Here is a 13,934-nt window from a genome sequence, read left to right on the forward strand (position 1 = left end):
CCTCGGCCGTAGAAGCGGGCGGCGTCTGCGCGCAACCCGGCGAGGAAAGCGCGACAATCGCCAGCGGTATTGTGAGGCCTCTCGTCATTGCGGACGTCCCCGTTTCCTGGGCCACTCTACCGCACTATCCAACAGCCGCTACGGGTCGCGACCCGTCCTCGCTTCACCCGTCGAAGGATGACGAAGCCGACTTAGCCCGCTAGCGTAGCCTTTCATCGGGGAGGATGACTCATGCGGCTGCTCTGGCTGGTCGGATCGTTGGCGCTGGCGTTGCTGATCGCGGTGCTGACCTTGCAGAGCCCGCGCCCCGCGCCGGCGAGCGCGCCCGCGACGGCCTTCTCCACCGAACGGGCGATGCTCGACGTCCGCGAAATCGCGCGCCGCCCCCATCCCGTCGGCTCGGCCGACCATGCGCGGGTCCAGGCCCTGCTGCTGCAGCGGATGGCCGCCCTCGGGCTGCAGACCTCGACCCAGACGGGGCCGCTTTCGCCCGAGGCCGTGCGTCGGATCGAGCGCGACGACCGGTCGGCCGCGGGGCTCCAGGCGACCAATCTGATCGGCGTCCTGCCGGGCCGCGACCCGCGCCTGCCCGCCGTCGCCCTGATGGCCCACTACGACACCGTGCCGGACTCCGCCGGCGCGGCGGACGATACGGCGGGCGTCGCCGCCATTCTCGAGGCCGTTCGCGCCATCGGCGCCCGCGGCGGCGCCGACCGCACGCTCGTGGTCCTGCTGACCGACGGCGAGGAACTGAACCTGGACGGCGCCCGCGTCTTCTGGGGCGGCCACCCCTTGCGCGATCGCATCGGCGCGGTGGTCAATCTGGAAGCGCGCGGCGGCGGCGGCCGGGCCATGATGTTCGAGACCGGTCGCGGCAACGCCGAAACCATCGCCCTGTTCGCCCGCTCGGGCGTCAGGGCGACCGGCGGCGTCTCATCCAACTCGCTGGCGGTGTTCGTCTATGAGCTGATGCCCAACGGCACCGACTTCACCATCCCCAGGGATCGCGGCGTCCAGGGGATCAACCTCGCCTTCATCGGCCGCCCGGCCCAGTATCACGCCGACGTCTCGACGCCCGACGCCCTGGATCAGGGCAGCGTCCAGCACATCGGCGCCCAGGCGCTGGAGGTCGCGGACGCCCTGCTGCGGGCCCCCGCCCTGCCCGCGGCGACGCAGAACCTTGTCTACGCCGACCTGTTCGGCCGGGTCATCGTCGGCCATCCGCCGGTCATGGGTTGGGCCTTGCTGGGACTGGGCTTCCTGGGCCTCGGCGCGGCCCTCTGGCGGGCCCGGTCCCGCGCGGGCCTGACCTTCGCGGACGCCGGACGCGGGATGGTCGACGGCCTGTGGTTCCTGTCGACGGGTCTGGTCCTGACCCAGGCCGTCCGCCTGCTGGCCGGACCGCTGTCCGCCCGCGCCGACAGCGCCGACGCCTACTACACCCTGCTGGCCCGGCTGCCGTGGATGGAGGCCGGGACCGCGCTGGCGGTCCTCGCCCTCGCGCTCGCCCTGCTGGGCGGGCGCACCCGGCCCGACCGCCGCGTGGTCGCCGGAGGGATCGCCGCCGCGGCCCTTCTGGCCCTCCTGCTCGGCGGATGGAATGTGGTCGTCATCGGCGCGGCGGTCGTGGCCGTCGGCCTGTCGCTGGCGCCGGGCCTCGCCGCCCGTTCGGCCTGGGGCGGATGGACGGGACTGATCGGCCTGATCCTGATCGTCGCGACAGCGGCGCAAGGCTTCGCGCCCGAGGCGGCCTTCCTGTTCGTCTGGACCGGCCTGCTGGCCGCCCTGGCCGCCGCCGTCGCCGCCTTCGCCGATCCCGGCCTGACCCGCCCCCGGTCCCTGGCCCCGATCGCGGTCGCCGCCGTCCTCGCGGCCGGCTGGATCGCGGGACTGGCCCATACCGTCTTCCTCGGCATCGGCATGGACCTGCCCGGCGTGATGGTCCTGCTCGGCCTGCTGGTGCTGATGTTCATCCGGCCGTTCAGCCCCGAGCGGGCCGCCGCGCGGCCCCTGCTGATGGCGGCGATGGCGGTGCTTTTGCTGGGCGCCGCCCTGTCGGGCGCGGCCCGCTTCGCCGAGCCGGACAGGGCGCCCGCGACGGTCGCCTCGGTATGATCGCGCCGCTCTATCTGGAAGACCTCCACGTCGGCCAGGCCTTCGTCACCCCCTCGGTCGCCGTCACCACCGAAGAGATCAAGGCCTTCGCCCGCCAGTTCGACCCCCAGCCCTTCCACCTCGACGAGGCGGCCGCGCAGGACAGCCTGTTCGCGGGCCTCGCCGCCAGCGGCTGGCACACGGCGGCGCTGAGCATGCGGCTGCTGGTCGACGGCCTGCCGATCGCGGGCGGCCTGATCGGCGTCGGCGGCGAGACCACCTGGCCCCGCCCGACCCGCCCCGGCGACACGCTCACGGTTCACGTCGAGGTGCTGGAGATCACCCCCTCGAAGTCGCGCCCCGACCGCGGCATGGTCCGCACCCGCAACGAGACCCGCAACCAGCACGGCGAGCCGGTGCAGATCTCCACCCTCGGCATCGTCGCCTGGCGCCGCCCGGGCTAGGGGCGCGCGGCCGGCAGGTTCATCACAAAGAACACGAAGGGGTCACGAAGGGCACGAAGGGAGCGGCGATGCGTCGAGCGGGCGGTTTTCTTCCGACTGTCATGAGATTGCGGCTTCGCCGCATTCAGTTTTCGAAGGCGGCTCCTGCCCTGTCCACGGCACAGGACCCTTTGTGTCCTTCGTGACCCCTTCGTGTCCTTCGTGATGAACCAGCCCTGCCCACGTCAGGGCACGGTAACCCTCAGCCCCCGTCCGTCCACACCGTCTTGTACAGGTCGAACCGGCGGTCCCGCAGATTGCGCACCGTGCCCTGCGACTTGGCCCAGGCCAGGTCCGACAGGTCGAGGTCGGCCACGGTCACCGTCTCCACATTCTCCGACGCCTCGGCCGCCACCCCGTCCCGCGCGAACGGGAAGTCGCACGGCGTCAGGATGCACGACTGCGCATACTGGATGTCCATGTTCTCGACGTTCGGCAGATTGCCGACATTGCCCGACAGGATGACGTAGCACTGGTTCTCGATGGCCCGCGCCTGCGAGCAGTAGCGCACCCGCAGATAGCCCTGCCGGTTGTCGGTGCAGAACGGCACGAACAGCAGCCGCGCGCCCTCGTCGACCAGCCGCCGCGCCAGTTCCGGGAACTCGGAATCATAGCAGATCAGCACCCCGATCGGCCCGCAATCGGTCGGGATGGCGTGCACCCGGTCGCCGCCCTTGATGTTCCACCAGTGCCGCTCGTTCGGCGTCGGGTGGATCTTCTCCTGCTCGTGCACCGAGCCGTCGCGCAGGAAGACATAGGCGACGTTCTGGATGTCGCCGTCGTCCGTCTGCGTCGGGTGAGAGCCGCCGATGATGTTGATATTGTACTCGACCGCCATCTTGCGCATCGCCTCGACGAAGCGCGGCGTATAGCGGGTCAGGGCCTCGATCGACTCCACCGGGCTGAGCTTCTTCTTCTCCAGCGACAGCAGCTGCAGGGTGAACAGCTCGGGGAAGACCACGAAGTCCGAGCGGTAGTCCGAGGTCACGTCGACGAAATATTCGATGTTGGAGATGAACTCCTCGAAGCTGGCGACCTTGCGGGCCTGCAGTTGCACCGTCGCCACCCGCACCGTCTCCTTGACCGCGAAGGCCGCGCCCCGCCCGTGCGTCTCGGTATAGTAGGGGTTGCGCCAGACCATGTGCGCCGCATGGCCCATCGAGGCCGTGTCCGAGGTCAGATAGTTCTCCAGCACCCCGATCGGCTCGAAGCCGCCGCGCATGTGGAAGCCGATCACCGGGTCGTTCAGCTTGCGCGCCGTCACCGCGTCCAGATATTCGCGGGCGTCGGGATAGGCCGCCTTGCGCCGCGCCAGCCCCGGCATCCGCCCGCCGAAGACGATGCCGCGCAAGTTCTCGGCCTCGCACAGGTCGCGCCGGGCGTCGTACAGCCGCTGGCCGATGCGCAGGCGGCGCCGGTCCGGATCGACGCACACTTCCATGCCGTAGAACCAGTCCCCGACCGGATCGTGCCGCGCCGCATAGCCGCCGCCGGTGATCTGGGTCCAGGTGTGCGGTGCCATGGCCGTCTTCTCGTCGATGCGGAATCCGGCGGCGTAGCCGACGATCTCGTCGGCGTATTCGACCACGAACTGCCCGTCGGGAAAGGCCGCGATCTGGCCCCGCAGCATGCCCGGCGTATAGGCGGGCATGTCCTTGTAGACCTTGGCCACGAGGGCCGAGATGGCGTTCACATCGGCCAGTCTGGCGTTGCGGATGGAGAGGACGGCGGGCTTGGAAGGTTTTGTCATGCGGTGTGAACGCACGGCGGAGCTTGGGGATCAAGTCCTCGGCCGGCCAATGCGCCGGTCATCTTTGTCAGACTGGCGCAGCGCGGCCAGGTCGGCTTCCGGTGGGAGACAGTCGCGGCCGGGACCATGGCCCCCGATCACAGACAGATCGTCATAGGTGCCGCCATTTCCGCCAATCCTGACGATCGCGTTTCGGCCCTTGCGTTCAAGACCACGGCGCATGGCGCTCCTAGATGAAGAAGTGCAGATGGAGGGAGACAGATGGAATACGCAATCGGCGTGGGTTTGGCGCTTCTGGCGGGCCTGTTCCTGGCGTGGGTGGGCCTGGACAGAGATCGGGCTGCGTACCCCGTGATCCTGATCCTGATCGCCGTACTCTACGAACTGTTCGCTGTGTTGGGCGGCTCAACCGCTGCATTGTTGTCAGAGCTCCTGCCGACGGCCGTCTTCGTCGGGGTTTCCGTCCTGGGCTTCCGCACAAGCCTCTGGTGGGTGGTCGCCGGCCTCATCGGGCACGGCGTCTACGACATCTTTCACCCCGCTATCTTCACGAACCCGGGCGTGCCCGTGTGGTGGCCGATGTTCTGCATGGCCTATGACGTAGCGGCCGGCGTCTTCCTGGCCTGGCGGCTCATGCGCAGTCACGGCGTGCACGCCGGACTTGCCTGATCGACCGGAGTCGCGGGGCGTGAACCATCCCGCGGCCCCTGCGTCTCGTCGACCTTCCAGACAAGCTTCACAGCAGCTAAGTCTTCCGTATGGAGGTCTTGGCGCAAACGCGTGTTGTGCTGTGGGAAGGCGGCAGCCTTTGGCTCGTCGACGCCGCCCGCTTCGAGGGGGAAACCCGAAGCACCGATTTCCACGCCCACCACGCCATTCAGGTAACCTTCAGCCTTGGAGGAACCTTCCGGCTGGTCGCGGAGGATGAAGCGAGTACGACCACCGATACGGTGGTGGCGGCGGACGGCCTTCATCGCTTTGAAGCGGAGGGGCGCATCGCCCTTCTGTTTGTGGAGCCCGAAAGCCGGCTTGGCCGGGGACTCGCCTCCCGCCATATCTCCGGAACCCTGACCGAGCTTGCGCCATCGCCTCTTCTTGCGGCCGAGTTGGCGGCCTTGACGACGTCTGACTGGCGCGCCGCTGACAGCGAGATAGTCGCGTGGGGACGGAGACTCGTCGGCGCGCTGGCGGCCGACGAGCGAGCCGAGATTCCTGACTACAGAATCCGGAAGGTCATCGTGTGGGCGAGTGAACGCCTTGATCGGACGCTGAGCCTGGCTGACGCCGTCCCGGTTGCGGGCCTTTCGTCGAGCCGATTGCGGCACCTGTTCGTCGAGCAGACCGGCTTGCCGTTCAAGACCTACCTTCTGTGGCTGAGGCTCAGCAAGGCTGTCGCGATCGTGGCAAGGGGGTCGCCGCTTACTGCCGCGGCGCATGAGGCCGGGTTCTCGGATTCAGCGCACCTCAGCCGCACCTTCAGGCGGATGTTCGGGGTCGCCCCCACGGCGCTGCAGATGCTGACCTGACCCTGGATCGAGTGAAACGGCAGGCGCCCGAGGGCGGCGCCCATGCAGGACAGGTGAAGACGGACCGACCCCGGGTCGGCCCGTCATCCGGCGCGCACTAGTTCGAGGCGCAGTTCGTCTCGGTCGTGCAACGGCAGTCGTCGCCGCACTGGCAGTCGGGACCGCAGGCGCAGGCGCCGTCGGCGGCGCATGGGCCCTTGGCCGGCGCCAGATCGGCCTGGGAGGTGTTGGTTTCGGTGGGGAACATGAAAGTCTCCTTGGTTGTCATTGTCGATGACCGTCTTCTATCGCCGCCGATCCATCTGCTCTTGAACGCAAGGGCTGTTATCGAACGCCGGTCTTCAGGGCCGACGCGACCCGGCAGGGCCCACCTACGTCAATATCGGTCGCATGCTCGTCGCCATCCGCCGGTCAGCGCGAAAGAACATATTGGCAACCGGAACAAACCGTGTACTAACTGCGCCTCAACAGGGAGTGGGTCACGGTCATCGGACCGAAGGCGGGCCTCTCCTCCAGGTACCGAACGGGAATCATGGCAAGGGAGAGTGGCAAGGTGGCGGCACAGGCGAATCTGAAATTGGTGACCCGGGACGACGGCGACAAACAGCGGGCTCTGGAGGCGGCGATCGCCCAGATCGACCGCGCCTTCGGCAAGGGCTCGGTGATGAAGCTCGGCAGGGGCGGCGCGGCGCTGGAGGCGATTCCGTCCGTCTCGACCGGCTCGCTGGGCCTCGACATGGCGCTCGGCATCGGCGGCCTGCCGCGCGGCCGCGTCATCGAGGTGTTCGGGCCGGAAAGCTCGGGCAAGACGACCCTGGCCCTGCACACCGTGGCCGAGATCCAGAAGGCCGGCGGCACCGCCGCCTTCGTCGACGCCGAACATGCGCTGGATCCGGGCTACGCCCAGAAGCTGGGCGTCAATCTCGACGACCTGCTGGTGTCCCAGCCCGACACGGGCGAACAGGCGCTTGAGATCGTCGACACCCTGGTGCGCTCGGGCGCCGTGGACATCGTGGTGGTCGACTCCGTCGCCGCCCTGACGCCGCGCGCCGAGATCGAGGGCGAGATGGGCGACAGCCTGCCCGGCCTGCAGGCCCGCCTGATGAGCCAGGCGCTGCGCAAGCTGACCGCCTCGATCAACAAGTCGCAGTGCATCGTCCTGTTCATCAACCAGATCCGTCACAAGATCGGCGTCATGTACGGCTCGCCGGAAACGACGACGGGCGGCAACGCGCTGAAATTCTACGCCTCGGTCCGCCTCGACATCCGCCGCACCGGCGCGATCAAGGACCGCGACGAGGTCGTCGGCAACACCACCCGGGTCAAGGTGGTCAAGAACAAGGTCGCCCCGCCGTTCCGCGAGGTCATCTTCGACATCATGTACGGCGAAGGCATCTCCAAACTGGGCGAGATCATCGACCTGGGGGTCAAGGCCGGCATCGTCGAGAAGTCGGGCAGCTGGTTCTCCTACGACAGCCAGCGCATCGGCCAGGGCCGCGAGAATGTGCGCGCCTTCCTCAAGGCCAATCCCGACGTCGCCGACTCGATCGAAAAGGCCGTGCGCGCCTCGACCACCAAGATCGCCGAGGAACTGCTGGGAACCCCCGAACCCGACGAGGGCCAGGACCTCGAGGGCTGACCCGGACGTAGCGGTCGTTCCATCCGCTTCGGCCGATGGTTTCGCGGCCCATGTTTGGACTGGGTAGACTCTTTAGACGGTGTTTTTCGGCCGAAGAGTCTACCTCCCCCCACCTTCTCCGGCCGGGTCCCGCGACCCGCCACCGACCCCGTGTGGGCCGGGCCGGACGGAGCGGCCGTCCGGTCTCCACCCGGACCGGGCGGCCATTTTTCTCAGCCAAGCGCCCGAACCAGCGTCGGGCGTATCCGCAGGAAGGCGATGTAGAGGCGCTCCAGCAGGCCCAGCACCGTCCGGTTCCGCGCCGCCAGCCCCAGCGGCCGCAGGACCGGAATGGCCCGCCACATGGCGGCGAAGGCGGCGGCGCCCGACAGCATCACCCCCGCCTCCCGCGCATGAAACCGGGCCAGCAGCTCGGTCCGGGCGATGGGACAGGACGCCTCGCCGTCCGCCACATCGGTGAAGGCGATGGCGCCGCGCCGGTCCAGCCGGCGCATCAGGGCGATCTCGCGCCGGCACAGGGGACAGCCGCCGTCGAACCAGACTTCAAGCTTGGACATGGGCCCCTCTATACCCGCTCAAGGCGCCCCGGCGGCCACGTGCGGCGATCTGTCCGGTCCGGGCCGGTCGGCCCGCCCGTGTTCACGGCCGGGTGATGCATTGGCGCCCAAACCCCTATATGACGCCCGTTCCCCGTTTCTCCCCGACCGAACGCGCACCGTCATGTCCAGCCTGAACCAGATCCGCTCGACCTTCCTCGACTATTTCGCGGCCGACGGGCACGAGACGGTCGCCTCCGCGCCCCTGGTGCCGCAGAACGACCCGACCCTGCTGTTCGTCAATGCGGGCATGGTGCCGTTCAAGGACTATTTCACCGGCGCGGCCACGCCCCCGTACAAGCGCGCCGCCAGCTCGCAGAAATGCGTCCGCGCCGGCGGCAAGCACAACGATCTCGACAACGTCGGCTACACTGCCCGCCACCACACCTTCTTCGAAATGCTGGGGAATTTCTCCTTCGGCGACTATTTCAAGGAACACGCCATCGAGATGGCGTGGAACCTGTGCACGAAAGAGTTCGGCCTCGACGCCAAACGGCTGATGGTCACCGTCTATATCGACGACGACGAGGCCTTCGACCTGTGGAAGAAGATCGCCGGCCTGCCGGACTCCAGGATCGTCCGCATCGCCGGCTCCGACAATTTCTGGTCCATGGGCGACACCGGCCCCTGCGGCCCCTGCACCGAAATCTTCTGGGACCACGGCGACCACATCCCCGGCGGCCCTCCCGGTTCGCCGGATGAGGACGGCGATCGCTTCGTGGAGATCTGGAACAACGTCTTCATGCAGTTCGAACAGGCCGCCGACGGCAGCCGCACCCTGCTGCCGAAGCCGTCGATCGACACCGGCATGGGCCTCGAGCGCATCGCGGCCGTGCTGCAGGGCGTCCATTCCAACTATGAGACCGACCTGTTCCGCACCCTGATCGCGGCCTCGGAAGACGCCACCCGTACGAAGGCCGAAGGCGACCGCACGCCCAGCCACCGCGTCATCGCCGACCACCTGCGCAGCTCGTCCTTCCTGATCGCCGACGGCGTCACGCCCTCGAACGAGGGCCGCGGCTACGTCCTGCGCCGCATCATGCGCCGCGCCATGCGCCACGCCCACCTGCTGGGCGCCGCCGATCCCCTGATGCACCGCCTGGTGCCGACCCTCGTCGCCGAGATGGGCGAGGCCTACCCCGAGCTGCGCCGCGCCGAGGCCTTCATCACCGACACCCTGAAGCAGGAAGAGATCCGCTTCCGCACCACCCTCGGCCGCGGCATGGGCCTGCTGGAGGACGCGTCGCGCGACCTCGGCGAGGGCGGCGTCCTGTCGGGCCAGACGGCCTTCACCCTCTATGACACCTACGGCTTCCCACTCGACCTGACCCAGGACGAGGCCCGCCGCCGCGGCTTCACCGTCGACACCGACGCCTTCGACGCCGCCATGAACGAACAGCGCAGCCGCAGCCGCGAACACTGGACCGGCTCGGGCCAGACCGCCTCGACCGGCGAATGGCTGGCCCTGCGCGACCGCCTCGGCCCCACCGCCTTCACCGGCTATGACGCCATTGAGGGATCGGGCGAAGTCCTCGCCATCGTCCGCGACGGCGCCTCGGTCGACGAACTGTCATCCGGCGAGACCGCCGAAGTCCTGTTCGACCAGACCCCCTTCTACGGCGAAGGCGGCGGCCAGGCCGGCGACCGCGGCGAGATCGAATGGACCGACACGCACGGCCAGCAGGGCTCGGCCACAGTGCTGGACGTCCAGAAACACGCCGGCGACCTGTTCGCCCACCGCATCGAGGTCACATCCGGAACCCTGGCCGTCGGCGCCCGGGCCCAGCTGCGCGCCGGCGCCGACGCCCGCCTGACCACCCGCGCCAACCACTCCGCCGCCCACCTGCTGCACAAGGCCTTGGCCAATGTGCTGGGCGGCCACGTGGCCCAGAAGGGCCAGATGGTCGACGCCGAACGCCTGCGTTTCGACTTCAGCCACAACGCCCCCGTCACCGAGGACGAACTGGCCCGGATGGAGGACGAGGTGAACGCCGTCATCCGCCAGAACCTGCCCGCCGAGACGAAGATGATGGCCCCTCAGGAGGCCATCGCCGCCGGCGCCGTCGCCCTGTTCGGCGAGAAATACGGCGACGAGGTCCGCGTCCTCACGCTGGGCCGCGCCCTGACCGGCGAGGGGCCCTATTCGGTCGAGCTGTGCGGCGGCACCCATGTGGCCCGCACTGGCGACATCGCCCTGTTCAAGATCACCTCCGAGACCGGCATCGCCGCCGGCGTGCGCCGCATCGAGGCCCTGACCGGCGAGGCCGCGCGCCAGTATCTGCTGGCCCAGGCCGGGGTGGCGAAGTCGCTGGCCCAGTCGTTCAAGGTCCAGGTCGCCGACGTGCCGGCGCGGGTCGAGGCCCTGACCGCCGACCGCCGCGCGCTGGAGAAGCAGGTCGCCGACCTGAAGAAGCAACTGGCCCTCGGCGGCGGCGGAGCGTCCGCCAACGCCGCGCCCGAAGAGATCGCCGGCGTCAAGCTGATCGCCCGCGTGCTGGACGGCGTCGACGGCAAGGGCCTGCGCGGCGTGGCCGAGGACTTCCGCAAACAGGTCGGCTCGGGCGTCGTCGCCCTGGTCGGAGTCACTGACGGCAAGGCCGCGATCACCGTCGCCGTGACCTCGGACATCACCGACAAGGTCAACGCCGCCGACCTGGCGCGCGCGGCGGTCATCGCCATGGGCGGACAGGGCGCGGGCGGCAAGGCCGACTTCGCCCAGGGCGGCGCGCCCGACGGATCGAAGGCCGAGGCCGGTCTGGCGGCGGTGCGGGCGACCCTGGGGGCCCAGGCCGCCTAGGCTGGCGCGCTCTGCAGGTCCACCGCGGCCAGCTTCCAGTCGAACAGGCCCCGCCGCTCCAGGATCAGGGCCAGATGGTCGTCAGGCCGGTCGCGGTCAGTCAGGGTGACGGCGAATTCGTTCAGGCTGCGATAGCCCCAGGACTGGTGGATGTCGTTTCCGTCCCGCTTGTCAGCGGGATCGGGGTCGCCGGGCCGCGTCGGATCCGGGGCTTCAGCCGTGGTGACCATGTTCGCCACCACTTCCGGCGTGACCAAGGTGTCCACCGCGCCGGACAGCAGCATGGGCGCCAGCATCATGCCCAGACCGCCCAGCCCGCTTTCGACCACGCGCGGATCGCGCCGCATGCGGGCGACCAGCTCATCGTTCAGTTCGTCCTTGAGGCTGGCGCGCAGGGACGGAAAGTCCACCAGCTGCTCGATCCTGCGCTCGTCACCGGCCTTCGCCGCCTTGATCAGGGCCTTGGCCGCGAGGATGGGCGACGCGGCCCATGCGAGCATGAAGACGGCCACGGCCGCCACGGCGACGCCGATGAGGATCTTTCTGGTCATGCTTCCCTCTGGCGTCGAAACGCCTTCCCGCCGTCACGGTAACCGGGAATCGGCCGGCAACGCCAGTCCGCGATCAGCCGGCCTTGCCGCCGCTGTCGCCGACCGTCGGCACGGCGCGGGCAGGCGCCGGCGCCACGCCGTCGGGCAGGCCGATATGGACCAGCTTCCATTCGAACGGCCCCTTGCGCTCGAAGGTGAAGATGGTCTCGGAGCCGCCCTCGTCGGTCACGCTCATTCGGGCGCGGTTCATGCCCCAATACACCGGCTTCGGCATCGGCCCGCCCGTGGTCGTGGCGTCCGGCGACGGCAAGGGACCGCCCGTGCGTTGCGCGGCGTAACGGCCCTCTCCCCGGGTCAGGGCTGCGAGAGCGGGCGGAGTCAGATAGCCCTCGACATCCGGAGCCTGGGGCGCCGCCGCCTGTTCGATCTGGCGACGTACGGCGCCGATCGGGTCTTCCATGAAGGACGGGGCCGGGGCCATGGCGGCGGGATTGCCGTCCAGCTGGGGCCGCAGCGACTGGCGCACGGCCGCATAGTCGACCAGCCGCGCCAGGCCGGCGGCGTCATTGGCGTCGGCCGCTGATCTCACGGCGAAGAAGGCGACGCCGGGGGCGGCGAAGAAGCTGATCACCGCAACGGCGATGAAAGCGACGATGAGCCTGCCGACAAACTTCATGGTGGATCCCCGACGTCCTGGCGCCACAATGCACGAACCCCGTTCGGGCTCAAACGAAAGGCTCGCCGGACGCGAGTCCGGCGAGCCTCTTTTCGTTGGGCCGCGGTCGTCGGCCCTACGGGACCTCCCGACCCGACGCGGCCTGGCGCTTCGTGCGGGCGCTCAAACAGCGAGCGACCGCGCCGCGAGCGTTAGCGCCCTTCTAGGACGCCTTCATCGCCGCGGTGAGGTTCTCGGCCACCTTGTCGAGGAAGCCCTCGGTGGTCAGCCAGCTCTGTTGATCACCGACCAGCAGCGCCAGATCCTTGGTCATGAAGCCGGCCTCGACGGTTTCGACGACGACGCGCTCCAGCGTGTCGGCGAAGGTCGCCAGTTCGGCGTTGTCGTCCAGCTTGGCCCGGTGAGAGAAGCCGCGCGTCCAAGCGTAGATCGAGGCGATGGAATTGGTCGAGGTCGCCTCGCCCTTCTGGTGCTGGCGGTAGTGGCGGGTGACGGTGCCGTGGGCGGCTTCCGACTCCAGTATCCTGCCGTCCGGCGTCATCAGCACCGAGGTCATCAGCCCGAGCGAGCCGAAGCCCTGGGCCACCACGTCGGACTGCACGTCGCCGTCGTAGTTCTTGCACGCCCAGACGAAACCGCCCGACCATTTGATGGCCGCGGCCACCATGTCGTCGATCAGGCGGTGCTCATAGGTCAGGCCCTTGGCCTTGAAGTCGGCGGCGAACTCCTCCTCGAACACCTTCTGGAAGATGTCCTTGAAGCGGCCGTCATAGGCTTTCAGGATCGTGTTCTTGGTCGACAGATAGACCGGGAAGTTCCGGCCCAGGCCGAAGGCGAAGCTGGCGCGGGCGAACTCGGTGATCGAGTCGTCGAGGTTGTACATGCCCATGGCGATGCCGGCCGAGGGGAAGTCGAACACTTCGTAGTTCTGCTCCTGGCCGTCATTGCCGACCCACTTCATGGTCAGCTTGCCCGGACCCGGAACGAGGAAGTCCGTGGCCTTGTACTGGTCGCCGAAGGCGTGGCGGCCGACGACGATCGGCTGGGTCCAGCCGGGAACCAGACGGGGCACGTTCGAGCAGATGATCGGCTCGCGGAAGACCACGCCGCCCAGGATGTTGCGGATGGTGCCGTTCGGCGACTTCCACATCTTCTTGAGGCCGAACTCCTTCACCCGCGCTTCGTCGGGGGTGATGGTGGCGCATTTGACGCCCACGCCGTGCTTCTGGATCGCATGGGCCGCGTCGATCGTCACCTGGTCGTCGGTGGCGTCGCGGTTCTCCATCGACAGGTCGTAGTAGTCGAGGTCGACGTCCAGGAAGGGGAAGACCAGCTTGTCCTTGATCATCTGCCAGATGATCCGGGTCATCTCGTCGCCGTCGATGTCCACGATGGGATTGGCGACCTTGATCTTGGCCATGCGGGTGTTCGCCTCTGACTGGGAATGGGGAGTAAGGGGCGCGGTATAGCGGCGCGAGCCGGCGGGCGCAAAGGGGCGAAGGCTGGCGTGTTGAGCCCCGATCCGGAAAAAAGTCTGTGCGGCCAAGCTGAACCACATCGCAACAGCGTGGTTCTGTCGCCGGGAAGGGCGGCTTCCTGTTCGTGCAGGGACATCTGTTGGATATCGAAACCAAAGTACTGGTTCAGCGGTGGATCATCGCCTTCTCTGAGACTCCGATCCTGATCGACGCCGAGTTGATGCGGCGTGTCCTCAGTGACCACGAAGCCCGCCTTGCGGATGCCGCCCGCGTATCGGGTGCGGGCTGTCGCTCCGCGGGCTGACAGGATGGGACGTCCCTCGC

General features: G+C 68.5%; 13 protein-coding genes. 7 read left to right on the forward strand and 6 right to left on the reverse strand.

Annotated elements, in window-relative coordinates:
- Positions 1-231 precede the first annotated feature (231 nt).
- Together WC555_RS09440 and WC555_RS09445 are read left to right on the forward strand one after the other, a co-directional pair.
- The gene (locus tag WC555_RS09440; RefSeq protein ID WP_373253093.1) at positions 232-2,115 is read left to right on the forward strand and encodes a M20/M25/M40 family metallo-hydrolase; all 1,884 of its coding nucleotides are present in this window, start codon (positions 232-234) and stop codon (positions 2,113-2,115) included.
- Complete coding sequence (locus WC555_RS09445) at positions 2,112-2,558, forward strand: MaoC family dehydratase (RefSeq protein ID WP_373253094.1); 447 nt, start codon at positions 2,112-2,114, stop codon at positions 2,556-2,558. The genes WC555_RS09440 and WC555_RS09445 overlap by 4 nt, the downstream gene beginning before the upstream one ends.
- 241 nt (positions 2,559-2,799) lie before the next feature.
- On the opposite strand, the gene WC555_RS09450 is transcribed toward WC555_RS09445, so the two are convergent.
- Positions 2,800-4,347 (reverse strand): GNAT family N-acetyltransferase, encoded by a 1,548-nt coding sequence (locus WC555_RS09450; protein WP_373253096.1) that lies wholly within the window; start codon positions 4,345-4,347, stop codon positions 2,800-2,802.
- Positions 4,348-4,608: 261 nt separating this feature from the next.
- Between WC555_RS09450 and WC555_RS09455 the strand changes: the two genes are divergently transcribed.
- On the forward strand, positions 4,609-5,016 hold the full coding sequence (locus WC555_RS09455) for a hypothetical protein (protein ID WP_373253097.1): 408 nt from the start codon (positions 4,609-4,611) through the stop codon (positions 5,014-5,016).
- A gap of 98 nt (positions 5,017-5,114) precedes the next feature.
- The gene (locus WC555_RS09460) at positions 5,115-5,873 is read left to right on the forward strand and encodes a helix-turn-helix transcriptional regulator (RefSeq protein ID WP_373253099.1); all 759 of its coding nucleotides are present in this window, start codon (positions 5,115-5,117) and stop codon (positions 5,871-5,873) included.
- A gap of 97 nt (positions 5,874-5,970) precedes the next feature.
- Here the strand turns inward: WC555_RS09460 and WC555_RS09465 are convergent, their stop codons facing one another.
- Positions 5,971-6,120, reverse strand: a complete 150-nt coding sequence (locus WC555_RS09465; protein WP_373253101.1) for a hypothetical protein — start codon at positions 6,118-6,120, stop codon at positions 5,971-5,973.
- 306 nt (positions 6,121-6,426) lie between these two features.
- On the opposite strand from WC555_RS09465, the gene recA reads away from it, so the two are divergent.
- Positions 6,427-7,512 (forward strand): recombinase RecA, encoded by a 1,086-nt coding sequence (recA, locus tag WC555_RS09470; RefSeq protein WP_373253102.1) that lies wholly within the window; start codon positions 6,427-6,429, stop codon positions 7,510-7,512.
- A gap of 212 nt (positions 7,513-7,724) precedes the next feature.
- On the opposite strand, the gene WC555_RS09475 is transcribed toward recA, so the two are convergent.
- Positions 7,725-8,069, reverse strand: coding sequence for a DCC1-like thiol-disulfide oxidoreductase family protein (locus WC555_RS09475; RefSeq protein WP_373253103.1), 345 nt, complete (start codon positions 8,067-8,069; stop codon positions 7,725-7,727).
- 163 nt (positions 8,070-8,232) lie between these two features.
- On the opposite strand from WC555_RS09475, the gene alaS reads away from it, so the two are divergent.
- Positions 8,233-10,905: an alanine--tRNA ligase gene (gene alaS / locus WC555_RS09480; RefSeq protein ID WP_373253105.1), complete on the forward strand. Its 2,673-nt coding sequence runs from the start codon at positions 8,233-8,235 to the stop codon at positions 10,903-10,905.
- Here the strand turns inward: alaS and WC555_RS09485 are convergent.
- The 3 genes from WC555_RS09485 to WC555_RS09495 all read right to left on the reverse strand — a co-directional run bounded on the left by WC555_RS09485 (position 10,902) and on the right by WC555_RS09495 (position 13,552).
- Entirely contained in the window at positions 10,902-11,456 is a 555-nt protein-coding gene (locus WC555_RS09485; protein WP_373253106.1) for a DUF2939 domain-containing protein, read from the reverse strand. The genes alaS and WC555_RS09485 overlap by 4 nt on opposite strands.
- Before the next feature lie 73 nt (positions 11,457-11,529).
- Positions 11,530-12,132: a DUF2939 domain-containing protein gene (locus tag WC555_RS09490; protein WP_373253108.1), complete on the reverse strand. Its 603-nt coding sequence runs from the start codon at positions 12,130-12,132 to the stop codon at positions 11,530-11,532.
- A gap of 202 nt (positions 12,133-12,334) precedes the next feature.
- Positions 12,335-13,552 (reverse strand): NADP-dependent isocitrate dehydrogenase, encoded by a 1,218-nt coding sequence (locus WC555_RS09495; RefSeq protein ID WP_373253110.1) that lies wholly within the window; start codon positions 13,550-13,552, stop codon positions 12,335-12,337.
- A 197-nt stretch (positions 13,553-13,749) separates the two neighbouring features.
- Here WC555_RS09495 and WC555_RS09500 point away from each other — a divergent pair, with 197 nt between their 5' ends.
- Positions 13,750-13,914, forward strand: a complete 165-nt coding sequence (locus WC555_RS09500) for a hypothetical protein (RefSeq protein WP_373253111.1) — start codon at positions 13,750-13,752, stop codon at positions 13,912-13,914.
- Positions 13,915-13,934: the final 20 nt, after the last annotated feature.

Source organism: Brevundimonas sp., from assembly GCF_041648615.1.
GTDB lineage: Bacteria > Pseudomonadota > Alphaproteobacteria > Caulobacterales > Caulobacteraceae > Brevundimonas.

What these genes read in the sequence shown, in the direction of transcription:
- WC555_RS09440 (WP_373253093.1), top strand. Translation starts at nt 232, where the DNA reads ATGCGGCTGCTCTGGCTGGTCGGATCGTTGGCGCTGGCGTTGCTGATC.
- WC555_RS09445 (WP_373253094.1), top strand. Translation starts at nt 2,112, where the DNA reads ATGATCGCGCCGCTCTATCTGGAAGACCTCCACGTCGGCCAGGCCTTC.
- WC555_RS09450 (WP_373253096.1), bottom strand. Translation starts at nt 4,347, where the DNA reads ATGACAAAACCTTCCAAGCCCGCCGTCCTCTCCATCCGCAACGCCAGA.
- WC555_RS09455 (WP_373253097.1), top strand. Translation starts at nt 4,609, where the DNA reads ATGGAATACGCAATCGGCGTGGGTTTGGCGCTTCTGGCGGGCCTGTTC.
- WC555_RS09465 (WP_373253101.1), bottom strand. Translation starts at nt 6,120, where the DNA reads ATGTTCCCCACCGAAACCAACACCTCCCAGGCCGATCTGGCGCCGGCC.
- WC555_RS09475 (WP_373253103.1), bottom strand. Translation starts at nt 8,069, where the DNA reads ATGTCCAAGCTTGAAGTCTGGTTCGACGGCGGCTGTCCCCTGTGCCGG.
- alaS (WP_373253105.1), top strand. Translation starts at nt 8,233, where the DNA reads ATGTCCAGCCTGAACCAGATCCGCTCGACCTTCCTCGACTATTTCGCG.
- WC555_RS09485 (WP_373253106.1), bottom strand. Translation starts at nt 11,456, where the DNA reads ATGACCAGAAAGATCCTCATCGGCGTCGCCGTGGCGGCCGTGGCCGTC.
- WC555_RS09490 (WP_373253108.1), bottom strand. Translation starts at nt 12,132, where the DNA reads ATGAAGTTTGTCGGCAGGCTCATCGTCGCTTTCATCGCCGTTGCGGTG.
- WC555_RS09495 (WP_373253110.1), bottom strand. Translation starts at nt 13,552, where the DNA reads ATGGCCAAGATCAAGGTCGCCAATCCCATCGTGGACATCGACGGCGAC.